The organism is Streptomyces sp. NPDC021562, assembly GCF_040640875.1.
GTDB lineage: Bacteria > Actinomycetota > Actinomycetes > Streptomycetales > Streptomycetaceae > Streptomyces.
This window is the reverse complement of record NZ_JBFACN010000021.1, coordinates 142,717-165,318: the sequence shown is the minus strand read 5'-3', so window position 1 is coordinate 165,318 and position 22,602 is coordinate 142,717. Positions and strand designations below refer to the sequence as shown.

General features: G+C 70.5%; 20 protein-coding genes, 1 rRNA gene and 1 riboswitch. Of the genes, 13 read left to right on the top strand and 8 right to left on the bottom strand.

The features are described from left to right. The 11 genes from rrf to AB0G52_RS29560 all read left to right on the top strand — a co-directional run. A 5S ribosomal RNA gene (rrf, locus tag AB0G52_RS29610) occupies nucleotides 1-95 on the top strand; the annotation flags it as partial. A 112-nt stretch (nucleotides 96-207) separates the two neighbouring features. Further along, nucleotides 208-816, top strand: a complete 609-nt coding sequence (locus AB0G52_RS29605; protein WP_132887712.1) for a CDP-alcohol phosphatidyltransferase family protein — start codon at nucleotides 208-210, stop codon at nucleotides 814-816. A 126-nt stretch (nucleotides 817-942) separates the two neighbouring features. Then, nucleotides 943-3,438 carry a mannose-1-phosphate guanyltransferase gene (locus tag AB0G52_RS29600; RefSeq protein ID WP_132887713.1) on the top strand — a complete coding sequence of 832 codons (2,496 nt, stop codon included), beginning with the start codon at nucleotides 943-945 and terminating at the stop codon, nucleotides 3,436-3,438. A gap of 108 nt (nucleotides 3,439-3,546) precedes the next feature. Continuing rightward, entirely contained in the window at nucleotides 3,547-4,458 is a 912-nt protein-coding gene (locus AB0G52_RS29595; protein WP_361340310.1) for a DUF881 domain-containing protein, read from the top strand. Next, nucleotides 4,455-4,787, top strand: coding sequence for a small basic family protein (locus tag AB0G52_RS29590; protein ID WP_132887715.1), 333 nt, complete (start codon nucleotides 4,455-4,457; stop codon nucleotides 4,785-4,787). The genes AB0G52_RS29595 and AB0G52_RS29590 overlap by 4 nt, the downstream gene beginning before the upstream one ends. 5 nt (nucleotides 4,788-4,792) lie before the next feature. Further along, nucleotides 4,793-5,629: a DUF881 domain-containing protein gene (locus tag AB0G52_RS29585; protein WP_132888138.1), complete on the top strand. Its 837-nt coding sequence runs from the start codon at nucleotides 4,793-4,795 to the stop codon at nucleotides 5,627-5,629. Nucleotides 5,630-5,819: 190 nt separating this feature from the next. Then, on the top strand, nucleotides 5,820-6,650 hold the full coding sequence (locus AB0G52_RS29580; protein WP_207921653.1) for an FHA domain-containing protein: 831 nt from the start codon (nucleotides 5,820-5,822) through the stop codon (nucleotides 6,648-6,650). 41 nt (nucleotides 6,651-6,691) lie between these two features. After that, nucleotides 6,692-7,429, top strand: coding sequence for a MerR family transcriptional regulator (locus AB0G52_RS29575; protein WP_132887717.1), 738 nt, complete (start codon nucleotides 6,692-6,694; stop codon nucleotides 7,427-7,429). A 91-nt stretch (nucleotides 7,430-7,520) separates the two neighbouring features. Further along, nucleotides 7,521-7,994: a bifunctional nuclease family protein gene (locus AB0G52_RS29570; protein WP_037684412.1), complete on the top strand. Its 474-nt coding sequence runs from the start codon at nucleotides 7,521-7,523 to the stop codon at nucleotides 7,992-7,994. A 277-nt stretch (nucleotides 7,995-8,271) separates the two neighbouring features. Next, entirely contained in the window at nucleotides 8,272-8,916 is a 645-nt protein-coding gene (locus AB0G52_RS29565; RefSeq protein WP_132887718.1) for a MerR family transcriptional regulator, read from the top strand. A 42-nt stretch (nucleotides 8,917-8,958) separates the two neighbouring features. After that, nucleotides 8,959-10,338 (top strand): DNA polymerase IV, encoded by a 1,380-nt coding sequence (locus AB0G52_RS29560; RefSeq protein ID WP_132887719.1) that lies wholly within the window; start codon nucleotides 8,959-8,961, stop codon nucleotides 10,336-10,338. A gap of 76 nt (nucleotides 10,339-10,414) precedes the next feature. Here AB0G52_RS29560 and AB0G52_RS29555 read toward each other — a convergent pair whose 3' ends face one another. Beyond that, on the bottom strand, nucleotides 10,415-10,795 hold the full coding sequence (locus tag AB0G52_RS29555; protein ID WP_207921654.1) for a PRC-barrel domain-containing protein: 381 nt from the start codon (nucleotides 10,793-10,795) through the stop codon (nucleotides 10,415-10,417). A 114-nt stretch (nucleotides 10,796-10,909) separates the two neighbouring features. After that, nucleotides 10,910-11,004: riboswitch (glycine riboswitch) on the top strand. A gap of 174 nt (nucleotides 11,005-11,178) precedes the next feature. Here AB0G52_RS29555 and gcvP point away from each other — a divergent pair. Further along, on the top strand, nucleotides 11,179-14,064 hold the full coding sequence (gene gcvP, locus AB0G52_RS29550; protein ID WP_361340302.1) for an aminomethyl-transferring glycine dehydrogenase: 2,886 nt from the start codon (nucleotides 11,179-11,181) through the stop codon (nucleotides 14,062-14,064). Nucleotides 14,065-14,110: 46 nt separating this feature from the next. Here the strand turns inward: gcvP and AB0G52_RS29545 are convergent, their stop codons facing one another. The 7 genes from AB0G52_RS29545 to AB0G52_RS29515 form a co-directional block, all read right to left on the bottom strand. Continuing rightward, on the bottom strand, nucleotides 14,111-15,178 hold the full coding sequence (locus tag AB0G52_RS29545) for an ABC transporter ATP-binding protein (protein ID WP_361340299.1): 1,068 nt from the start codon (nucleotides 15,176-15,178) through the stop codon (nucleotides 14,111-14,113). Continuing rightward, entirely contained in the window at nucleotides 15,175-16,023 is an 849-nt protein-coding gene (locus AB0G52_RS29540) for an ABC transporter permease (protein ID WP_361340296.1), read from the bottom strand. Before AB0G52_RS29540 ends, AB0G52_RS29545 begins: the two co-directional genes overlap by 4 nt. Next, nucleotides 16,020-16,844, bottom strand: coding sequence for a molybdate ABC transporter substrate-binding protein (gene modA / locus AB0G52_RS29535; RefSeq protein ID WP_361340293.1), 825 nt, complete (start codon nucleotides 16,842-16,844; stop codon nucleotides 16,020-16,022). The genes AB0G52_RS29540 and modA overlap by 4 nt, the downstream gene beginning before the upstream one ends. 209 nt (nucleotides 16,845-17,053) lie before the next feature. Continuing rightward, nucleotides 17,054-17,449: a helix-turn-helix transcriptional regulator gene (locus AB0G52_RS29530; protein ID WP_132887725.1), complete on the bottom strand. Its 396-nt coding sequence runs from the start codon at nucleotides 17,447-17,449 to the stop codon at nucleotides 17,054-17,056. A gap of 49 nt (nucleotides 17,450-17,498) precedes the next feature. Beyond that, nucleotides 17,499-18,020 carry a hypothetical protein gene (locus AB0G52_RS29525; protein WP_361340290.1) on the bottom strand — a complete coding sequence of 174 codons (522 nt, stop codon included), beginning with the start codon at nucleotides 18,018-18,020 and terminating at the stop codon, nucleotides 17,499-17,501. Between the two features lie 129 nt (nucleotides 18,021-18,149). Then, on the bottom strand, nucleotides 18,150-20,105 hold the full coding sequence (locus AB0G52_RS29520; protein ID WP_132887727.1) for an APC family permease: 1,956 nt from the start codon (nucleotides 20,103-20,105) through the stop codon (nucleotides 18,150-18,152). Nucleotides 20,106-20,374: 269 nt separating this feature from the next. Further along, nucleotides 20,375-20,908, bottom strand: coding sequence for a universal stress protein (locus AB0G52_RS29515; RefSeq protein WP_361340286.1), 534 nt, complete (start codon nucleotides 20,906-20,908; stop codon nucleotides 20,375-20,377). A gap of 398 nt (nucleotides 20,909-21,306) precedes the next feature. Here AB0G52_RS29515 and AB0G52_RS29510 point away from each other — a divergent pair, with 398 nt between their 5' ends. Beyond that, entirely contained in the window at nucleotides 21,307-22,599 is a 1,293-nt protein-coding gene (locus tag AB0G52_RS29510; protein WP_132887729.1) for an extracellular solute-binding protein, read from the top strand. Nucleotides 22,600-22,602 lie beyond the last annotated feature (3 nt).

Genomic DNA, 22,602 nt, shown 5'->3' with positions numbered 1-22,602 from the left:
AAACGCCCGGTTACATTCCGAACCCGGAAGCTAAGCCTCACAGCGCCGATGGTACTGCAGGGGGGACCCTGTGGGAGAGTAGGACGCCGCCGAACTCCTTTTAGAGCTCTGGCTCTTGGGCTGCACGCCCAAGAGCCAGAGCTTTTTTGCGTTGAGGTAAGGTCAGGGGGCAGAGTTGGCTCGTTTCCCACCACAGGAGGCCCCCGGGTGGAGGTCCAGGAGACCCGCGTCCAGACGGATCGGGTACTCACCATCCCGAACATCCTCAGCATGGCGCGTCTCGTCGGCGTACCCGTCTTCCTGTGGCTGATCCTGCGGCCCGAGTTCGGCGGGCCCAAGAGCGACGGCTGGGCCCTGCTGGTGCTCCTCTTCAGCGGCGTCAGCGACTACCTGGACGGCAAGCTGGCCCGGCGCTGGAACCAGATCAGCAGCCTCGGCCGGCTCCTCGACCCCGCCGCGGACCGGCTCTACGTCCTGTCGACGCTGCTGGGCCTCACCTGGCGCGAGATCCTGCCGCTCTGGCTGACGGCCGCGCTCCTGCTGCGCGAACTGATGCTGCTGGTGATGGTGGGCATCCTTAGGCGGCACGGCTACCCGCCGCCTCAGGTGAACTTCCTGGGCAAGGCCGCCACCTTCAATCTCATGTACGCGTTCCCGCTCCTGCTGCTCAGTGACGGAACCGGCTGGATCTCGTCACTCGCTGCAGTTTTCGGATGGGCGTTCGCCGGATGGGGTACAACCCTCTATTGGTGGGCAGGAGTGCTTTACGTGGTGCAGGTCCGCCGTCTGGTTCGTGCGGACGCCACAGCCGATTGAGCTCGGCGATTGTCCGGACGTAGTGGCTCTCGATTCCTCTCGATGGCCCGCAGCGCAAAAGTGCGGGACAATCTTGACGGGTGAAGTCGGCTAGACCGTCATCTCTTAGAGGAGGACGCTTCCGACATGAAGGCCGTCGTGATGGCCGGTGGTGAAGGCACACGCCTTCGCCCCATGACCTCCAGCATGCCCAAGCCGCTCCTTCCGGTCGTCAACCGGCCGATCATGGAGCACGTGCTGCGGCTGCTCAAAAGGCATGGGCTCACCGAGACCGTGGTCACCGTGCAGTTCCTGGCATCGTTGGTCAAGAACTACTTCGGTGACGGCGAAGAGCTCGGCATGGAGCTCACCTATGCCAACGAGGAGAAGCCACTCGGTACCGCCGGAAGTGTCAAGAACGCCGAAGAGGCGTTGAAGGACGATGCTTTCCTTGTCATCTCCGGCGATGCACTGACCGACTTCGACCTCACCGAACTGATCAACTTCCACAAGGCGAAGGGCGCGCTCGTCACGGTGTGCCTGACGCGTGTGCCCAATCCACTGGAATTCGGCATCACCATCGTCGACGAGGAAGGCAAGGTCGAGCGCTTCCTGGAGAAGCCGACCTGGGGCCAGGTCTTCTCCGACACGGTGAACACGGGCATCTACGTGATGGAACCCGAGGTGTTCGACTACGTCGAGGCCGACGTTCCCGTCGACTGGTCCGGCGACGTCTTCCCGCAGCTGATGAAGGAAGGCAAGCCCATCTACGGCTACGTCGCCGAGGGCTACTGGGAGGACGTCGGCACGCACGAGTCGTATGTGAAGGCGCAGGCCGACGTCCTGGAGGGCAAGGTCGACGTCGACATCGACGGCTTCGAGATATCGCCCGGCGTCTGGGTCGCCGAAGGTGCCGAGGTGCACGCCGACGCCGAACTGCGCGGGCCGCTCTACATCGGCGACTACGCCAAGGTGGAGGCCGGCGCGGAGATCCGGGAACACACCGTCGTCGGATCCAACGTCGTCGTCAAGAGCGGTGCCTTCCTGCACCGTGCCGTTGTCCACGACAACGTGTACGTCGGGCAGCACAGCAACCTGCGGGGCTGCGTCGTCGGCAAGAACACCGACATCATGCGGGCCGCCCGGATCGAGGACGGGGCGGTCATCGGTGACGAGTGCCTGATCGGCGAAGAATCGATCGTTCAGGGCAACGTCCGGGTGTATCCGTTCAAGACCATCGAAGCCGGCGCGTTCGTCAACACGTCGGTGATCTGGGAGTCGCGCGGGCAGGCGCATCTGTTCGGGGCCCGCGGTGTCTCCGGGATCCTGAACGTCGAGATCACGCCGGAACTGGCCGTGCGGCTGGCCGGCGCGTACGCGACGACCCTGAAGAAGGGCTCCACCGTCACGACGGCCCGTGACCACTCCCGTGGCGCCCGCGCGCTCAAGCGGGCGGTCATCTCGGCGCTCCAGGCCAGTGCCATCGACGTCCGGGACCTGGAGAACGTGCCACTGCCCGTGGCGCGGCAGCAGACCGCCAGGGGCAGTGCGGGCGGCATCATGATCCGGACCTCGCCCGGGGTACCGGACTCCGTCGACATCATGTTCTTCGACGGAGCGGGCGCGGACCTGTCGCAGGCCAGCCAGCGCAAACTGGACCGGATCTTCGCGCGGCAGGAGTACCGGCGCGCGTTCCCCGGGGAGATCGGCGACCTGTACTTCCCGGCCAGCGTCTTCGACTCGTACACGGGCGCGCTGCTGCGGAACGTCGACACGACCGGGATCCTGGAATCGGGCCTCAAGGTCGTCGTGGACGCCTCCAACGGCAGCGCGGGGCTCGTCCTGCCCAGCCTGCTCGGCAAGCTCGGGGTCGACTCGCTGACCATCAACCCCGGTCTCAACGAGGCCAGGCCCACCGAGACGGCCGAACAGCGGCGGGCCGGCATGGTGCGCCTCGGTGAGATCGTGGCGTCCTCCGGAGCCGCGTTCGGGGTGCGGTTCGACCCGGTCGGCGAGCGGCTGTCCCTGGTGGACGAGAAGGGCCGCATCATCGAGGACGACCGGGCACTGCTGGTGATGCTGGACCTGGTCGCCGCCGAGCGGCGCAGCGGCCGGGTGGCGCTCCCGGTCACCACGACCCGCATCGCCGAGCAGGTGGCCGCCTACCACGGCACCCAGGTCGAGTGGACGACGACCTCTCCCGACGACCTCACGCGCGTGGGCGGTGAGGAAGGCACCATCTTCGGTGGTGACGGCAAGGGCGGGTTCATCGTCCCCGAGTTCAGCAGTGTCTATGACGGCACGGCGGCCTTCGTACGCCTCATCGGTCTGGTGGCGCGGACACAGCTCACGCTCAGCCAGATCGACGCGCGGATCCCGCGGGCGCACGTCCTCAAGCGGGACCTGGCCACGCCGTGGGCTGTCAAGGGCCTGGTCATGCGGCGTGTCGTGGAGGCGGCCGGTGACCGGTTCGTGGACACCACGGACGGCGTGCGGGTCGTCGAGACCGACGGGCGCTGGGTGATGGTGCTGCCCGACCCGGCCGAGGCGGTCACCCACCTGTGGGCGGAGGGGCCCGACGACGCCTCCGCGCAGGCCCTGTTGGACGAGTGGGCGGCGATCGTGGACAGCGCCGGACGGTAGAGAGCGGCCGCACGCGCGCGTGCCGGACAAGTGTCCCCAAGGGGGCCTGTCCGGCACGTCGGTGGGGCCGTTCGGAGGTACTGGTCGCGACATGCGACGATGTGCGGCATGCCGCAGCAACCCCCCGTTCGGAGCAGCGTCCCCCGGCCGCAGCGCCCGGACGCCTCCATGTCGTTGATCACCAACGTCATGGATCACAGCCTCGACGACGGTTACGCCGAGGCGGCGGCCCGCAAGCGGGCCCGCGGGGAGGGTGCCGGCATGCCCAGGACCCTCCGGGCCCGGCTGGGGCTCGCGGGCGGTCTGGTGCTGGCGGCGCTCGTGGTGACCGTGGGAGCGGCGCAGGCGCGGGTGACGGCGCCCGTCGTGGCCAAGGAGCGCCAGGAGCTCATCGACCGCATCGACCGTGAGACGACGGCCGCGGACAAGCTGGAGAGCGACGTCGACGCGTTGCGGGACGACGTCAGCGACCGGCAGCGGTCGGCGCTGAGGGCGAGCGGTGGCAGCGGGCAGGCGGACCTGGTGGGCGTCCTGTCGGGTGCCACCGCCGTGCACGGCCCCGGTGTGAAGCTGGTCGTGAACGACGCCAAGGAGGCCTCGTCGGGGGGCGACGCCGGCAACCCCCGGGAGACCTCCGGGTTCTCCGACACCGGTCGGGTGCGCGACCACGACCTGCAGCGGGTCGTGAACGGACTGTGGGCCTCCGGTGCCGAGGCGATCGCCGTCAACGGTCAGCGATTGACCGCCCTGTCCGCGATCAGGGCCGCCGGGGACGCGATACTGGTCGACAACAGGCCGCTGGTGCCGCCGTACACGGTGCTGGCGGTGGGGGACGGGAAAAGGCTCGGCTCCAGGTTCCAGGACAGCCCGGACGGGCTGTATCTGCATGCCCTGGAGGACAACTTCGACATCCGGGCGACCATCGCCACGGAGAGCGACGTCCGGCTTCCGGCCGCACCGAGCGTGATCGTACGTACTGCACAGCCGTACACCGAGAAGACTGAGAAGGGCACATCGTGATCGCCGTACTTGGCCTCGTCGTGGGCATCGTGGCCGGACTGCTGGTCCGTCCTGAGGTTCCGGCGGTCGTCGAGCCGTATCTGCCGATCGCCGTCGTCGCGGCGCTCGACGCCGTCTTCGGTGGTCTGCGGGCCATGCTCGACGGGATCTTCGACGACAAGGTCTTCGTGGTGTCGTTCCTGTCCAACGTGGTGGTGGCCGCGCTGATCGTCTTCCTGGGCGACAAGCTGGGCGTCGGCTCGCAGCTGTCCACGGGTGTCGTGGTGGTGCTCGGCATCCGCATCTTCTCCAACGCCGCGGCGATCCGGCGGCATGTCTTCCGGGCGTGAGCGGCATGGGTGAACACGAGGAGCGGCCGGAGCACCGGCTGCGCAGGGAACTTCCCGCGGAGGTGCCCCCGGCGGAGCCGGTGGCCGGACCGGCCGCCGAGCCGAAGCCGGAGACCGGGCTGACCGGCCGGCAGCGGCTGGTCCAGGGGTTGTGGCCGCCGCGGGTCAGCCGGGCCCAACTGATCGTCGCGCTGCTGCTGTTCGGGCTCGGATTCGGGCTCGCCGTGCAGGTGGCGTCGAACAGCGACAGCGACAGCGCGCTGCGTGGGGCCCGACAGGAAGATCTTGTCCGGATCCTCGATGAACTGGATGACCGCACGCAGCGTCTTGAGGACGAGAAGACAGGACTCGAAAAGCAGCGGCAGGAGTTGCAGAGCAGCTCCGACCAGGCCGCGGAGGCCCGTCGGCAGACCGCCGAGAAGGAGAAGCAACTCGGCATTCTGGCGGGGACCGTGGCGGCGCAGGGTCCTGGCATCACGATGACGGTCCACGACCCGAAGGGGACGGTACAGGCGGACATGCTGCTCGACGCGATACAGGAGCTGCGCGCGGCCGGCGCGGAGGCGATCCAGGTCAACGGGGTCCGGGTGATCGCGGGCACCTACCTCACGGACTCCGGCAAGAGTGTCAGCGTCGACGGGAACAAGATCACCCAGCCCTTCGTTTTCAAGGTGATCGGCAAACCGCAGGACCTCGAACCGGCTCTCAACATCCCCGGAGGCGTGGTGCAGACCCTGGAGAAGGAACAGGCGACTGTCGGCGTCGAGCGGTCGGCCGGGATCGTCGTGGACGCCTTGCGACCGGCGAAGCAGCCTGACTACGCTCGGTCGTCCTCACAGTGAACCAGTGGTGCATGGGGGGCGTCCGGCGAGGGCATGAGGATGCGGGGGGTCGGCGCACCGGGGAGCCGGTGCGTGGTGGAAACTGTTTGGTGGATACGGACGTTGTGAGGTTGTCCGGGTCGGCCGGTTCGTTCAGTCAGGGTTCGTCCTGCCCCACGGGCGGGTCTGTTTCGGTCAAGGGGAATCGCCCGTGAAGTTGTTTGCGAAGTTGTTCGGCAAGAGCGCGCGAGAGGGCGGCGAGAACGCGACCGCCCGCCATCGCGCACAGCCCGACGCGGAGGGCCAGCGTCCTCTGTTCCGGGACCAGGTGGCTGGTCCGGGGGGTGACATTTCGGGAGGTCAGGGCGCGCCGTCAGTTGACCCGTCCCAGTCCGGCGGCATAGGTTTCGGGCAACCGTCAACCTCAGGTGCGGGTGGAGGGTTCTCCTCCGGTCCGTACGCGTCCAACGCCCCGGCGGGGCAGCCGCGGCAGGAGGATCCGTCCATGTCGGCCCTGGTTTGTACGAGGTGCGGTAACCGCAACGCGGAGAACGCGCGGTTCTGTTCCAACTGTGGTGCCCCGCTGCGCGCGGGTGCCGTTCCCGAGCGTGCGTCGGAGACGACGTCCACGATCTCGATCTCCGGTCTGGAGGCCTACGACGCCGAGGTCACCGGTCAGACCCAGGTGCCGGCGCTCTCTCCCGAGGCGCAGGCGGCCGTCGACGCGCTGCCGCTCGGTTCCGCGCTGCTGGTGGTGCGCCGGGGCCCCAACTCCGGCAGCCGGTTCCTGCTGGACAGCGACCTGACCACGGCGGGCCGGCACCCGCAGAGCGACATCTTCCTGGACGACGTGACGGTCTCGCGCCGCCATGTGGAGTTCCGGCGTCACCAGGACGGTTCGTTCACGGTGGCCGACGTGGGCAGCCTCAACGGCACGTACGTCAACCGGGAGCGGATCGACCAGGTCGCCCTCGCCAACGGCGACGAGGTCCAGATCGGCAAGTACCGGCTGGTCTTCTACGCGAGCCGGCAGGCCATCTGACCCGCCGGACCTCGGCTGGGGGACCCCAGGGAAGAAGGTCCATGCTGCACACACCGAGCGGCGGTGCCGGACAGGGCGCCGCCGCCACGGAAACCGGGCTGATGAGCATCGGCACGGTGCTGAACGTGCTGCGCGACGAGTTCCCCGAAGTCACCATCTCCAAGATCCGCTTCCTGGAGTCGGAGGGGCTCATCGAGCCGCGACGGACTCCCTCCGGGTACCGCAAGTTCAGTGCCGGGGACGTGGAGCGCCTCGGACACGTCCTGCGGATGCAGCGGGACCACTATCTGCCGCTCAAGGTCATCCGGGAGCACCTGGACGCCATGGAGCGCGGGGAGGCCGTGCACCTTCCCGTGCTGGGGCGGCAGCGTGACGGCGAGGCGGTGCCGACGGTGCCTGAGGCGCCCACGGTGGCGCGGATCGGCCGCGAGGAGCTCCTGGCGGCCACCGGGATCGACGAGGACTGCCTCGCGGAGTGGGAGTCGTACGGGCTGATCGCTCCACTGGAGGACGGTGTCTACGACGCGGAGACGGTCACGGTGGCCTCGCTCGTGGCCGAGCTGGGGCGGTTCGGGATCGAACCGCGCCACCTGCGGGTGATGAAGGCGGCGGCCGAGCGTGAGGCGGGCCTGGTGGACCAGGTGGTGGCCCCGCTCAGGCGCCACCGCAATCCGCAGACCAGGGTCCATGCCGAGGCCCGGACGAAGGAGCTGGCGGCGCTGACGGTGAAGCTGCACGCCGCGCTGGTGCAGATCGCACTCGGGGTGCGGCTGCCGTGACCGAAGTGACAGGACCCGGGCGGAGGCCGGATCGGGCGCGCGTTACCGGCCCGACTACCCAAACATCCCGGGCACGGCCTAGGGTTGCTGTGTGAACGAGCTCGATGTCGTAGGTGTCCGGGTGGAAATGCCCTCCAACCAACCGATCGTGCTCCTGCGCGAAGTGGGAGGCGACCGTTACCTCCCCATCTGGATCGGGCCGGGGGAAGCGACGGCGATCGCCTTCGCCCAGCAGGGCATGGCCCCCGCGCGACCGCTGACCCACGACCTTTTCAAGGACGTGCTGGAGGCTGTCGGCCAGGAGCTCACCGAAGTACGCATCACGGACCTGCGTGAGGGCGTCTTCTACGCGGAGCTGGTCTTCGCCAGCGGCGTCGAGGTGAGCGCCCGTCCGTCCGACGCCATAGCGCTGGCGCTGCGCACCGGGACGCCGATCTTCGGCAGTGACACGGTGCTGGACGACGCGGGGATCGCGATCCCGGACGAGCAGGAGGACGAGGTGGAGAAGTTCCGCGAGTTCCTCGACCAGATCTCCCCCGAGGACTTCGGCACCAGCAGTCAGTGAGAACAGGTCGGCCCGTCATCTGCCGGAAGGCATCTGCCGGAAGGCCGGTGGCGGGCCGGTTCCCGGCCCGGCGCGGCCGACGCACGGGCAATTGCCAGCGGCCACTGAGAGCGTCCTACGGCCTTGCGCCAGAGCATTCGGCTAGCCTTTCCCCGCGGTGGGGCACGGGAAACCACTCCTAGGGTGATTATCACTCGGCGTGCCGAGTGTGGCGATCGTTGACGCACCCCTGGTGACTGCCTACCGTCGAGAAGGCAGGTCAAGGACGGAGGTCGGCGTGAGAAGCAGCGGCGACGGTACGGCTGGGGGTGCCCCCGGACACGGTTTCGGGGAGAGCGGTCCATACCCGCTTCACAGCAGCGCAGCCGGTCACACCCCGCAGCGGCCGACGGCAGTGCCGAGCGGCGGAGGGGCGGCGTCCATGGCCACCGAGGAGATCGGCTACCGCGGGCCCACGGCCTGCGCGGCGGCCGGCATCACCTACCGGCAACTCGACTACTGGGCCCGCACCGGTCTGGTCGAGCCGAGTGTCCGGCCCGCCTACGGGTCGGGCACGCAGCGGCTGTACAGCTTCCGGGACGTCGTCGTCCTGAAGATCGTCAAGCGGTTCCTGGACACGGGCGTCTCCCTCCAGAACATCCGCAGCGCGGTCCAGCACCTCAGGGAACGCGGTTTCCGCGATCTGGAGCGCATGACCCTCATGAGCGACGGCGCCACGGTCTACGAGTGCACCTCGTCGGACGAGGTGCACGCGCTGCTCCAGGGCGGTCAGGGCATCTTCGGGATCGCGGTCGGCGTGGTCTGGCGGGACGTGGAAAGCGCGCTCTCCCAGCTGCACGGTGAGCGCGTCGACACCGGCGAGACCCTCGTCGGGCACAATCCCGCCGACGAGCTGGCCAGGCGGCGCAACAAGGCGGTCTGACCTCCCGGCGCGTTGTCAGTGCCGTGGTGCAGCATCGGAGATGTGAGAAACGCGCCCACGATCCTGCATCTCGACATGGATGCCTTCTACGCCTCGGTGGAGCAGGCGTCCAAGCCGAGTCTGCGTGGCAAGGCCGTGGTCGTGGGCGGGCTCGGACCACGGGGTGTGGTGGCCACCGCGTCCTACGAGGCGCGGGTGTTCGGGGTGCACTCCGCGATGCCGATGGCGCAGGCGCGCAGGCTGGCGCCCAACGCCGCGTACCTGGTGCCGCGGTTCACGCTGTACCGGTCGATCAGCGAGCAGGTCATGGCCCTGCTGCACGAGCTGTCGCCGTTGGTGGAGCCGCTCAGCCTGGACGAGGCGTTCGTGGACCTGGAGGCCGGTGGGACGGCCTGGGACGCGGCGTCGGCACAGTTGGCCGGGGAGCGGCTGCGCGCGGACATACGGGCCGCCACGGGGCTCTGCGGGTCCGTCGGGCTCGCCGCGTCCAAGATGCTCGCGAAGATCGCCTCCGAGCAGGCGAAGCCGGACGGGCTGGTGCTGATCGAGCCCGGCACGGAGCGGGCGCTGCTCGGGCCGATGCCGGTGCGCACCCTGCCGGGAGTGGGGCCGGCGACGGGGGACCATCTGCGGCGGGCCGGGATCACCACGGTCGACGAGATCGCCGAGGCCGGTGAGGACGAACTGGTGCGGCTGCTCGGCAAGGCCCATGGGCACGCGCTGTACGCGATGGCGCTCGCCCACGACGAGCGGCCCGTGGTGGCCGAGCGCGAGACCAAGTCGGTGTCGGTCGAGGACACCTACGACGTGGACATCCACGACCGGGTGCGAGTGGGGACCGAGGTGCGGCGGCTGGCGGACCGGTGCGTGCGGCGGCTGCGGGAGGCCGGACTGTCCGGGCGGACGATCGTGCTGAAGGTGCGGCGGTACGACTTCTCGACGCTGACCCGCTCGGAGACGCTCAGGGGGCCGACCGACGACCCGGCGGTCGTGCGGGAGGCCGCCGCACGGCTGCTGGACTCGGTGGACACGACAGGGGGAGTGCGGCTGCTGGGTGTGGGGGTGACCGGGCTGGCCGACTACACCCAGGAGGACCTGTTCGCGCAGGCGGCGGGCGAGGCGGCGGAGGCGGTCCCGGCCGAGGACGACGTCGCGGCGCCGGCGGCGCCGCAGGAGGCGGTCACCGAGCGGCGGTGGCCGGCGGGACACGACGTGCGGCATGCGGAGTACGGGCACGGATGGGTGCAGGGCAGCGGGCTCGGGCGGGTGACGGTGCGGTTCGAGACGCCGGGGGCGGTGGCGGCGGGACGGGTGCGGACCTTCCGGGTCGACGACCCCGAGCTGGAGCCGGCGGATCCGCTGCCGCTGGTGGAGGGAGGACGGGGAGTGCGGCTGCACGGGGCCGGCGGGAGACCGGGGTGAGGGCGGGGCGAGGTCGCCGGGCGGCGCCACGGGGTCGGTTCGGCGCCACCGGGTCGGCGGCGCCCCCGGTCGGACGTCACGCCCCCGCGTCCTCCGTGCCCGCCAGCTTGCCGAAGTCGTGATCCGGGTGCGGGCGCGGCGGGACGGGGGTGTCCAGGCCGTAGTGGTGGTAGAGCTGCAGCTCCTGCTCGGGCGACAGGTGGCGGCCCACGCCGAAGTCCGGGGCGTCCTTGATCAACGCGCGGTCGAAGGGGACGTGCAGGGTGCCCTCGACCAGTTCGCTGGGCTCCAGGGGCACGAAAGCGTCCCGGGAGAACAGGCCGGTGCGTATGGCCGCCCACTCCGGCACGCCCGTCGCGTCGTCGAGGTACACCTCGTCGATCGTGCCGATCTTCGTACCGTTGCGGTCGAACGCCTTGCGGCCGATCAGGTTGCGCGGATCGATGTCCGTCTGCACGGGCCCTCCACTTGCTCGCACCTCATCCGTAAGCACTACAAAAGAGCACATTCAACGCAGCGGCCACTCGAAGACCCGTGCGCCGCCCCCGCTGGTAGGCTGGCAAGCGGCTGCTGACCCCGTGCGGGAGAGTCCTTCGGGCAAACCGGAGGCGCCGAAGGAGCAAATCCTCCCCGGAATCTCTCAGGCCCACGTACCGCACGGACGAGGTCACTCTGGAAAGCAGGGCGGATGTCGACGGTGTCCGCTCTCACCGACGGTGCAAGCCGGAGCCCTCGGGCGTCCGGCGAAGCTCTCAGGTTGAGATGACAGAGGGGGAGGCCGTCGGGGTACCCGTGCCGGGGTGCCCCTCGAAGGTCGCGTCAGACCAGGAGGCCTCCGCAATGACCGCCCACCGCCCCACGCTCTCCGAGCTCGAACAGGGAATTCCCTTCGAGCAGCGTCACATCGGGCCCGACCAGGAGGCGCGGGCCAAGATGCTCGCGCAGGTCGGCTACGGCTCGCTGGACGAGCTGACGGCAGCCGCCGTGCCCGACGTGATCAAGAACGCCGACAGCCTGGAACTGCCCGGCGCCCGCACCGAGGCCGAGGTGCTGGCCGAGCTGCGCTCGCTCGCCGACCGCAACCAGGTGCTCGGCTCGATGATCGGCCTGGGCTACTACGGCACCTTCACCCCGCCCGTGATCCTGCGCAACGTGATGGAGAACCCCGCCTGGTACACGGCCTACACGCCGTACCAGCCGGAGATCTCCCAGGGCCGGCTGGAAGCGCTGCTGAACTTCCAGACCGCGGTCGCCGACCTCACCGGGCTGCCCACCTCCGGCGCCTCGCTGCTCGACGAGGGCACGGCCGCCGCCGAGGCCGTGGCCCTGTCGCTGCGCATGGGCAAGAACAAGAAGGGCGTCTACGTCGTCGACGCGGACGCGCTGCCGCAGACCATCGCCGTGATCCGGACCCGGGCCGAGCCGACGGGCCTGGAGGTCGTGGTCGCCGACCTCGCCGACGGCATCCCGGCGGACCTCGCCGCGCGTGAGATCAACGGCGTGCTCATCCAGTACCCCGGCGCCTCCGGTGCCGTACGCGACATCAAGCCCGTCATCGAGCAGGCGCACGAGCTCGGCGCGCTCGTCACCGTCGCCGCCGACCTGCTCGCGCTGACCCTGCTGACCTCGCCGGGCGAGCTGGGCGCCGACATCGCCGTCGGCACCACCCAGCGGTTCGGCGTGCCGATGGGCTTCGGCGGGCCGCACGCCGGCTACATGGCCGTCCGCGAGAAGTTCGCGCGCAGCCTGCCCGGCCGCCTCGTGGGCGTGTCCGTGGACGCCGACGGGAACAAGGCCTACCGGCTCGCGCTGCAGACCCGTGAGCAGCACATCCGCCGGGAGAAGGCCACCAGCAACATCTGCACCGCCCAGGTGCTGCTCGCCGTGATGGCCGGCATGTACGCGGTCTACCACGGCCCCGAGGGGCTCAGGGCCATCGCCCGGCGCACCCACCGGTACGCCACCGTCCTCGCCGCCGGGCTCACGGCAGGCGGTGTCGAGATCGTGCACGGCGCCTACTTCGACACCCTCACCGCCCGGGTGCCCGGCAAGGCGGCCGAGATCGTCGCCGCTGCCCGCGAGAACGGTGTCAACCTGCGGCTCGTCGACGCCGACCACGTCTCCATGGCCTGCGACGAGACCACGACGCGCGCCCAGCTGGCCGCCGTCTGGACCGCCTTCGGAGTCGAGGGCGACGTCGAGGCGCTCGACGCGGTCGCCCAGGACACGCTGCCCGAGGCACTGCTGCGCACCGACGGCTACCTCACCCATCCCGTCTTCCACGACCACCGTTCCGAGACCGCGATGCTCCGCTACCTGCGCAGGCTCGCCGACCGGGACTACGCGCTGGACCGGGGCATGATCCCGTTGGGCTCCTGCACCATGAAGCTCAACGCGACCACCGAGATGGAGCCGGTCACCTGGCCCGAGTTCGGCCATCTGCACCCCTTCGCCCCCGCCGAGCAGGCACAGGGCTACCTGACGCTCATCCGGGAACTGGAGGAGCGGCTCGCCGAGGTCACCGGGTACGACAAGGTGTCCCTGCAGCCCAACGCCGGGTCGCAGGGCGAGCTCGCCGGGCTGCTCGCCGTACGCGCCTACCACCGGGCCAACGGCGACGCGCAGCGGACCGTCTGCCTGATCCCGTCGTCCGCGCACGGCACCAACGCCGCCAGCGCCGTGATGGCCGGGATGAAGGTCGTCGTCGTGAAGACCGCCGGGGACGGCGAGATCGACGTCGAGGACCTGCGGGCGAAGATCGAGCAGTACCGGGACGAGCTCGCGGTGCTGATGATCACCTACCCGTCCACCCACGGTGTGTTCGAGGAGCACGTCGCCGACATCTGCGGGCAGGTCCACGAGGCCGGCGGCCAGGTCTACGTCGACGGCGCCAACCTGAACGCCCTGGTCGGGCTCGCCAAGCCGGGGCACTTCGGCGGCGACGTGTCCCACCTGAACCTGCACAAGACCTTCTGCATCCCGCACGGCGGCGGCGGCCCGGGCGTCGGTCCGGTGGCGGTACGGGCCCACCTGGCGGCGTACCTGCCGAACCACCCGCTCCAGCCGGCCGCCGGGCCCGCGACCGGGGTCGGGCCGATCTCGGCCGCGCCCTGGGGCTCCGCGGGGATCCTGCCGATCTCGTGGGCGTACGTCCGGCTCATGGGCGGCGAGGGACTGAAGCGGGCCACCCAGGTGGCCGTGCTCAGCGCCAACTACGTCGCCAAGCGCCTCGAGCCGCACTTCCCCGTGCTCTACACCGGCCCCGGCGGACTGGTCGCGCACGAGTGCATCATCGACTTGCGGCCGCTGACCAAGGCGACCGGGGTGAGCGTCGACGACGTCGCCAAGCGGCTGATCGACTACGGGTTCCACGCGCCCACCATGTCGTTCCCCGTCGCGGGCACCCTGATGATCGAGCCGACCGAGTCCGAGGACCTCGGCGAGCTGGACCGGTTCTGCGACGCGATGATCGCCATCCGCGCGGAGATCGACAAGGTCGGGGCGGGACAGTGGCCCGCCGACGACAACCCGCTGCGGGGCGCCCCGCACACGGCCGCCGCGCTCGGCGGGGAGTGGGAGCACGCCTACTCCCGTGCCGAGGCGGTGTTCCCGGCCGGGGTGTCGGCCGCCGACAAGTACTGGCCGCCGGTGCGCCGCATCGACCAGGCCTTCGGCGACCGGAACCTGGTGTGCTCGTGCCCGCCGCTGGACGCGTACGAGGACTGACGCACAGGGTGTGAGGAAGGCCCCGCTTCGGCGGGGCCTTCCGCGTTCACGCCGGGTACGCGTGCGTCTGGCTCGCCTTGACCGTGGCCCAGACCGCGGCTCCCGGATGCAGGTCGAGTTCGGCCGCCGAGACCGTGGTGAGGTCGGCGGCGAGGGGGAGTCCGCCGGTCAGTGCGGCGCGGATCTGGTCGCCGTGCGTCTCCAGGCCGGTGACCTCGCAGCGCCAGAGGTTGCGGGCGCTGGTGCCCGTGGGGCGGTCCCGGAAGAGGGTCACCGCGCTCGGCGGGAACGCGACGAAGACGTCACCGGTCAGCTCCTCGGCGATGGTGATCGCGGGGCCGCTCGCGGTCTTCACCGTGTAGCCCTCGGCCCGGCCCCGGTAGAGGTTGAGGCCGACCAGGTGGGCGATGTAGTCGGTGCGCGGGCGGCGGGCGATGTCGGCCGGGCTGCCCTGCTGGACGACTCTGCCGTCCTCGATCACGATCAGGCGGTCGGCCAGCACCATGGCGTCCAGCGGGTCGTGCGTCACCAGCACCGCCACGGCCTCGAAATCGGCGAGGTGCCGGCGGAGCTGGGAGCGTACGTCCAGGCGGGTGCGGGCGTCGAGGGCGGCGAGGGGTTCGTCGAGGAGGAGCAGCCGGGGGCGGGTGGCCAGCGCGCGGGCCAGGGCGACGCGCTGGGCCTGGCCGCCGGAGAGACGGCGGGGTTTGGTCCCGGCGTGGCCGGCGAGCCCCATCCGGTCCAGCCAGGCGGCTGCCAGCGCGCGGGACTCGGCCTTCGTCGCACCCTGGCAGCGTGGGCCGAAGGCCACGTTGTCCAGGGCTGTGAGGTGGGGGAAGAGGAGGTAGTCCTGGAAGACGACGCCCACCGGACGGGACTCGGGGGGCGTGCGGTCCAGTCGCTCGCCGTCCAGACGGAGATGGCCGGCGGTGAGGTCGGTGAGACCGGCAAGGGCGCGCAGGGCGGTGGTCTTGCCCGCTCCGTTGGGGCCGAGGAGGGCGACGACCTCGCCGGGGGCGGCGGTGAGGGTGATGTCCAGGTGGAAGGCGGGGCGGGCGACGACGAGGTGGGCGTCGAGACCGGTGTCGGCCGCGGGCCGGGGCGGAGGGGTCATGGTGCTTTCATCCAACGGTCGCGCAGGCCCGCCAGTACCGCGATCGACACCGCCAGCAGGACCAGGCTGAGGGCGATCGCCGCGTCGGGGTCGTTCTGGAGGGCCAGGTAGACCGCCAGGGGCATGGTCTGGGTGCGGCCCGGGAAGTTGCCCGCGAAGGTGATCGTCGCTCCGAACTCGCCCAGCGCGCGGGCCCAGGCCAGGACCGCGCCCGCCGCGATGCCGGGTGCGATCAGCGGGAGCGTGACCCGGCGGAACGCGGTGAAGCGGGACGCGCCCAGGGTGGTCGCCGCCTCCTCGTAGCGCGGGTCGGCGGCGCGGAGCGTGCCCTCCACGCTGATCACCAGGAACGGCATGGCCACGAAGGACTCGGCGATCACCACCGCGGTCGTCGTGAACGGGAGCGTGATGCCGAACCAGGCGTCCAGCCACTGGCCGGCGACGCCGTTGCGGCCGAGTGCCAGGAGGAGGGCCACACCGCCGACGACCGGGGGGAGCACCAGGGGGAGGGTGACCAGCGCGCGGACGAGACCCCGGCCGGGGAACCGGGTACGGGCCAGCAGCCAGGCCAGCGGCACGCCGAGGACCAGGCTCACCGCCGTCGCCGCCGTCGCGCTGAACAGCGAGAGCTGGAGGGCCTTCCAGACGTCGGGGCTGGTCAGCAGGGCGGGGAGGCTGCTCCAGGGGGCGCGGAGCAGGAGCGCGACCAGGGGCAGCAGGAGGAACGCCAGGGCTACCGCTCCGGGGAGGAGGAGCGGTAGCGGTACGGCGGTGCGGACGCGTCGGCGCCACGGGCGGCCGGTGCGGGGGCCGGCCGCGGCGCCGGACTCGTCGGCCCTCGTCACGGCTTGAGGAACCCGGCCTGGTCGAGGACCTGCCGGCCTTCGGCGGATCGCACCAGGGCGATGAACGCCTTGGCCACCGACGGGTTCGGGGCGTTCTTCAGCAGGGCGATCGGATAGTCGTTGATCGCGCTCGAGGACTCGGGGAACTCCACGCCCTGCACCTTGCTGCCCGCGGCCCGCACGTCGGTCTTGTAGACGACGGCCGCGTCGGCCTCCTTGAGCACCACCTTGTTGAGGGCGGACTTGACGTCCTCCTCGTAGGAGACCGGGGTGAGCTTGAGCTTGCTCGCGGCCAGGGCCTTCTGGGCGGCAGCTCCGCAGGGCACCGTCCGGTCGCAGAGCACGACCTTGAGACCGGACCTCGTGAGGTCCTTGAGGGAGGAGACCTTGTCGGGGTTGCCCGGCAGGGTGGCGATCTCCAGCTGGTTGCGGACGAAGGTGGCCGGCGGGGTGGCGGTGTCCTTCTTGTCCGTCACGACCGCCATGGTCCTGGCGCTCGCGGCGGCGAAGACGTCGGCGGGCGCGCCGCTGGTGATCTGTGCGGCGAGGGTGTCGCTGCCGCCGAAGCTGAAGTCGACCCTGGTGCCGGGGTGGGCCTTCTCGAAGTCGGCCTTCAGCGTCGTGAAGCTCTCCTTGAGGGAGGCCGCCGCGAACACGGTGATCGAACCCGACAGCTTGGGCGACGCCGAGGACGAGGTGTTGGACGTGGTCGTCGCGGACGAGTCGTCGGAGGACGAGCAGGCGCTCAGGGCCAGCAGGGCCGCGATCGAGACACCGGCCACCCGGAGGGTCCGCCGGGTCAGTCGCGCGGAACGGGTCATCACGAGTGAACTCCTCTGCGTCGTGTGAGAGAACTGTCGCGCCCTGCTGCGACCGGCCGAGGCCGCGTGATGATGATACTGCCGCATGTGCCAGGCGTAAGTCCCCTGTCACATCGCATGAGCTGCGCATCTCTGCCCTGCGCCTGGCATGTGCGTTCGTACGGGGGTGTGGCGCCCGGCGCGGTCACCCGGACCGTGCGGGGGACCGCTCAGGCGCGGTCGATGTGCACGTTCGTCGACTTCACCCGGGCGGTGGCCGCCATGCCGACCTCCAGGCCGAGTTCCTCCACGGCCTCCCGGGTGAGCAGGGACACCAGCCGGTGCGGGCCGGCCTGGATCTCCACCTGGGCGGCGACGTCGCCGAGCTTGATCGCCGTGACGATGCCGGGGAACGCGTTGCGCACCGAGGTGTGGGAGGCCTCCTCCTCGCCGGCGCCCGCCTTGGCCAGCTCCACGGAGAACGCCGCGAGGTCCGCGCCGTCGATGAGCCGCCGGCCGCCCTCGTCGCGATGGGTGACCATCCGGCCCGCGTCGGCCCAGCGGCGGGCGGTGTCCGGGCTGACGCCGAGCAGCCGTGCCGCCTGGCCGATCGTGTAGGAAGGCATGCGCTCACCATAGGGCCGGGTGGCGGGGTGCGCGGACGAGGGGCGGGGGTCAGCCGAGCCCGGACGCCTCCAGGACTGCGCGGGCGTTCGTGTCGTCGATCTCGTGTCCGAGCCGGGCCAGCACCTCGGTGCCCCGGCGCAGGGTGCCGCGCTCCAGGGAGCGCCGGACTCCGGTGTCCAGTTCGTGCCAGAGCAGGGGGTTGGCGTGCAGGACAGCCGGGTCGAGTTCCAGCCGGTGGCCCAGGGTGTCGCGCAGGACCAGATGCGCGGCGACGTCGCCGTACTGGCCGACGGAGACGAGGGAGTCGGTGCGGACCGTACGGCGGCGCAGCGGGCCGCGGACCGCGAGCCAGCCGGGCCCCGCGGTGACACGGGCCGGCAGCAGCATGCCGAGGATGGTGGCCGAGAGGGTCACCCAGAGCAGCGCGCGGGCCGGAGTGAGGCTGCCGGCGTCCCAGTCCACCCCGACGGTGAGGCCGCCGAAGCCCAAGGCGCAGCAGACGGCCAGGCGTGCGCTGCCGCGCCAGGTGCGGTCACCGGTCGCCCGGCCACCGGGTCCTTTGTCCTCCATGAGGCCGACGGTAGGGGCCGGTGGGCGTGGCGGAGCGCCCGCTGACGGGGTTCTTATGCGGACTGACCGGTTCTTGACGGGATTCTTACGACCCGGGCCGGGGGGGAGCCGGAGTGCCGGGGGAGCGGGTCAGCCCGTGTGGACGCGCGGGCGCCGGGCGCGGTCCGGCTCGGCCTCGCGCAGCACCTCCCGGGTGACCGGGGCGACCTCGCCCTGGCCGAAGAGGAAGAAGCGCAGGAAGTTAGCGAACGGGCCGCCCTCGGTCCACTCGAAGTAGATGTGCGGGATGACGCCGGTCGTGTCGCGGACGTGCAGCAGCAGGGCGGCCAGGGCGTTGGGGATGGAGGCCGACTCCAGGGTCAGCACGCGGTAGCGGCCGTGCAGGACCTCGCCGCGGACGGTGAGGCTTGCCTCGAACTCGGAAGGGTCGGTGACGGTGACCTCGACGAAGACGAAGTCCTCCTGTTCGGGCATGTCGTTGTCGGCCCGGATCTGGTCGATCTTGTCGCGGTACTCGGCCTTGTCACGGGCGTCCGGCTCGTTGGCGATGAACCGGATCCTGCGGCTGGCCATGTCCCTGATGAACCGCTCCGCCATGTCGTCGAGGGTCACGCTCGTCACGCGCAGCTCGAAGGCCCGGGCCAGCCGCGACAGCAGCGACACCAGGATGATGCCGACGATGAAGCAGGCGCCGATCTTCACGCCGTCCGGGCGCTCGATGACGTTCACGACCGTCGTGTACAGGAACACCGCCGAGATCACCGCGAAGGCGACGGACCACTTGTGCTGTCCGGCCTTGCGGGCGGCGATGGTCACCGCGATGGCCGCGGAGCTGATCAGGACCAGCACGCCGGTGGCGTAGGCGCCGCCCTGCGCGTCCACGCTGGCGTCGAAGATCCAGGTGACCAGGAAGGCGATCAGGGTGAAGACGATGACCATCGGACGCACGGCGCGGGCCCAGTGCGGGGCCATGCCGTAGCGGGGCAGGTAGCGGGGCATGAGGTTGAGCAGCCCGGCCATGGCGGAGGCGCCGGCGAACCACAGGATGCAGATCGTGGAGATGTCGTAGACCGTGCCGAAGGCGCCGCCCAGGTACTGGTGCGCTAGGTAGGCGAGGGCACGGCCGTTGGCGGCGCCGCCCGGCTTGAACTCGTTCTCCGGGATCAGCAGCGTGGTGATGAAGCTGGTCGCGATCAGGAAGACGCTCATGATCAGGGCGGCCGTGGTGAGCAGCTTCTTGGTGTCCCGGATCCGGCCGGTGGGCTGCTGCTCGGTGTCGCCCGGGTCGCCCTTGACGTGCGGCATGACGGCGACACCGGTCTCGAACCCGGACAGGCCGAGGGCGAGCTTCGGGAAGACGATCAGGGCGACGCCGACCATGACGAAGACGTTGCCGTGTTCCGCGGTGAGGGCGCTGGTCCAGTCGGTGACGACGTGCTCGGCGGTGATGACGTGCCAGAAGCCGACGATCACCACGACGACGTTGAGGGCGAGGTAGACCCCGACCAGGGCGACCGCGACGCCGATGGCTTCCAGGAAGCCCTTGAGGAAGACCGCGCCGAGCAGGGCCACCAGGAACAGCGTGATGATCATCTGCTTGCCGTGCAGGGCGTCGGCCAGATGGGGGTTCTCCACCAGGTGGGTGGAGGCGTCGGCGGCCGAGAGCGTGATCGTGATCAGGAAGTCGGTGGCGGCGAAGCCGAGCAGGGTCAGCACGAACAGCTTGCCCTGCCAGAAGGAGAGCAGCCGCTCCAGCATGGCGATGGAGCCCTCGCCGTGCGGACTCTCCTCGGCGACGCGGCGGTAGACCGGCAGGGCGCCGGCCAGGGTGACGATCACGAGCACGATGGTCGCGATCGGCGAGAGCAGGCCGGCCGCCAGGGCGGCGATGCCCGGCTGATAGCCGAGGGTCGAGAAGTAGTCGACGCCGGTCAGGCACATCACCCGCCACCAGCGCTGGCCCTGGTGCGGCGGTTCGGGCTGCGCGTGGGGGCCCGTGTGGCCGCCGCCCTTGCCCATGTCGGACAGCCCCTCCAGCATCCAGGCGCGCAGGCGGCTGGGGGAGGGGTGCTCGGTCGTGGCCATCGGGCGGGCTCCTGGTGTCCGGCGCGGTGTGGTGCGGGGGTGGTTCGATTTCCGGCCATCACGCGGACGGCGGCACCAGCGTATGCAGAGAGTGACGTGTGGGCCCACGGATCAGCGGTGCCTGAGGCGTCAAGCTTGCGTTAAGAATGGCCTGGCGGGCGGGGGTGGGCAGCAGGAAGAGGGTGCCCGGGGACCGGAGCGGCACGTTCGGCTGTACGGGGGGCGGCGGCCGGGTGCGCGGGGCCGGACACCGAGCGTCATCCGTACCGCTACGACAACTGCTTCGAAGTCAGCGGGAGGTGCCAGCTGTTGCGCCGGTGTGCGGCCGCCAACGCCCGCTCCAGGGGGGAGGGCGGGACGGCCAGGACGGGGCAGCGCGCGTGGCGCAGGCAGTAGGCGGCCACCCGGCCCGAGAAGGCCCGGCGCCAGCCGCGCCTGCCGGTGCCGACGACCAGTACGTCCTCGTCCCGGCCGGCCAGCTCCACCAGGGCCGGCCCCGGGGCGCCGCGTACGACGAGGCCGTTCAGCGGTACGCCGGGCCCGGCGTCGCCGAAGACCTCCGACAGCAGTGCGCGCAGCCGGTGCCTGGCCAGCCGGTCCCACTCGTCGACCAGCAGTGTCGAGGCCGCGGACCGGCGCGCCGCCAGTTCGCCGCCCGGCGGCTCCCAGGCCAGTACAGGCCACAGCTCCGCGCCACGGCGCCGGGCCTCCGTCGCCGCCCGGCACAGGGCTGTGACGCTGCCCAGCGAACCGCTCACTCCGACCACCACCCGACCGGGCCCATGGGCGTGGTCACGGGGCATGGACTCCACCGTTCCTCCACAGCTGTCCCGGGCTTCTCCCAGCGATAGGCCGGGTACCCCGGCCCGTGATCCGCCACACGCCCCGTCAGATCCCCGTGGAGGGCACCGCGTTCGCCGCGTTGGGCGCGTCCGGTGTGTTCGGCGTGTTCGGGGTGAACACCGGAGGACTGAAGCCTCTTTCGTAATGTTCGTCGATCTTGCCGAAACTTTCGGAACGAGAGTTCGGCGGCCCCAGTCGGCCACGCGCGGTCACTGGTTCGCATGCCCATCAGCTGTTGCGCGACACCTTGACGCTCCTGATCCCCCTTTCTAGAGTCGCCGTTCGGAACGTTCGAGGAAAACGTCGAATGTTTCGAAGCTGGACGGCGTCGGCCGTCCCGTACCCCGAGGAGCGCATCATGGGCGACCCGGCACTGTCCCGTCGCGGTTTCCTGGCGGCCACCGCGGCCGCCGGCCTGGGTGTGACCGCCCTCAGCGGCTGTGGCTCAGGCTCGGACGGAGGGTCGTCGGGGACCACCACCATCGAGTGGTGGAACATCTCCACGACCAGCCCGACGAAAGGCGTGTGGGCGGCCCTCGCCAAGAAGTTCGAGGCGCAGAACCCCAAGGTCAAGGTAAAGATCGTCCAGCTGGAGAACGACGCCTACAAGTCGAAGATGACCGCGCTGACCGCCTCGGGCAAGCTTCCCGACATCTTCCACACCTGGGGCGGCGGGGTCCTCCAGCAGCAGGTCGCCGCGGGACTCGTCGAGGACCTCACCGACGCAACCAAGCCCTGGGCCGGCGGCCTGCTCCCGGTTGCCAAGGAGCCGTACCTCATGGACGGCAAGACCTACGGCATCCCGTTCGACATCGGCATGATCGGCTTCTGGTACAACAAGGCGCTCTTCAAGCAGGCCGGGATCAGCGCACCTCCCACCACCTGGAGCGCCTTCCTGGACGCCGTGAAGAAGCTGAAGGCCGCCGGGGTCACCCCGCTCGCCCTGGCCGGCAAGGAGAGCTGGACCGGCATGTACTACTGGGCGTACCTCGCCATGCGGACCGCGGGGATCGACGCCCTCAAAAAGGCCGACGACGACAAGGACTTCACCGGCGCCGGGCTCGTGCAGGCCGGACAGCACCTGAAGGACCTGGTCCAACTCCAGCCGTTCCAGAAGGGGTTCCTCGGCGCCGCGTACTCCAGCCCGACCGGCCAGGCCGCCACCGTCGGCAACGGCAAGGCCGCGATGGAGCTGATGGGCCAGTGGGCGCCGGTCGTGGAGGCCGACGCGGGCAAGGGCATCGGCGCGAACCTCGGGTTCTTCCCGTTCCCGGCCGTCGAGGGCGGCAAGGGCAGCATCACCGAGGTCTTCGGAGGCGGCGGCGCACACGCGCTGCGGGCCGGCGCCCCGCAGGCCGCCGTCGACTTCCTGAAGTTCTTCGCCTCCGAGGCCACGGACGTGGAACTGGTCAAGAAGACCGGCGTCATACCCGTCGTACCGGCCGCCGAGAGCGCGCTGACCGACCGCAACCTCAAGCTCGTACAGGCCCAGTTGAAAGCCGCCACCGGCTTCCAGCTCTACCTCGACCAGGCCTACCCACCCGCCGTGGGCCAGCAGGTCAACGACAGCGTGGCCGGCCTGATCGCCGGCTCCAAGTCGCCCGAGGACGTCACCCAGGCGATCACCAAGGCCGCGAAGGAAGAGCAGTAGGCC

Bases quoted from the DNA above. Each gene is read 5' to 3' on its own strand.
- AB0G52_RS29600 (WP_132887713.1), top strand. From the start codon at position 943: ATGAAGGCCGTCGTGATGGCCGGTGGTGAAGGCACACGCCTTCGCCCC.
- AB0G52_RS29595 (WP_361340310.1), top strand. From the start codon at position 3,547: ATGCCGCAGCAACCCCCCGTTCGGAGCAGCGTCCCCCGGCCGCAGCGC.
- AB0G52_RS29585 (WP_132888138.1), top strand. From the start codon at position 4,793: ATGGGTGAACACGAGGAGCGGCCGGAGCACCGGCTGCGCAGGGAACTT.
- AB0G52_RS29575 (WP_132887717.1), top strand. From the start codon at position 6,692: ATGCTGCACACACCGAGCGGCGGTGCCGGACAGGGCGCCGCCGCCACG.
- gcvP (WP_361340302.1), top strand. From the start codon at position 11,179: ATGACCGCCCACCGCCCCACGCTCTCCGAGCTCGAACAGGGAATTCCC.
- AB0G52_RS29545 (WP_361340299.1), bottom strand. From the start codon at position 15,178: ATGACCCCTCCGCCCCGGCCCGCGGCCGACACCGGTCTCGACGCCCAC.
- modA (WP_361340293.1), bottom strand. From the start codon at position 16,844: ATGACCCGTTCCGCGCGACTGACCCGGCGGACCCTCCGGGTGGCCGGT.
- AB0G52_RS29530 (WP_132887725.1), bottom strand. From the start codon at position 17,449: ATGCCTTCCTACACGATCGGCCAGGCGGCACGGCTGCTCGGCGTCAGC.
- AB0G52_RS29525 (WP_361340290.1), bottom strand. From the start codon at position 18,020: ATGGAGGACAAAGGACCCGGTGGCCGGGCGACCGGTGACCGCACCTGG.
- AB0G52_RS29520 (WP_132887727.1), bottom strand. From the start codon at position 20,105: ATGGCCACGACCGAGCACCCCTCCCCCAGCCGCCTGCGCGCCTGGATG.
- AB0G52_RS29515 (WP_361340286.1), bottom strand. From the start codon at position 20,908: ATGCCCCGTGACCACGCCCATGGGCCCGGTCGGGTGGTGGTCGGAGTG.
- AB0G52_RS29510 (WP_132887729.1), top strand. From the start codon at position 21,307: ATGGGCGACCCGGCACTGTCCCGTCGCGGTTTCCTGGCGGCCACCGCG.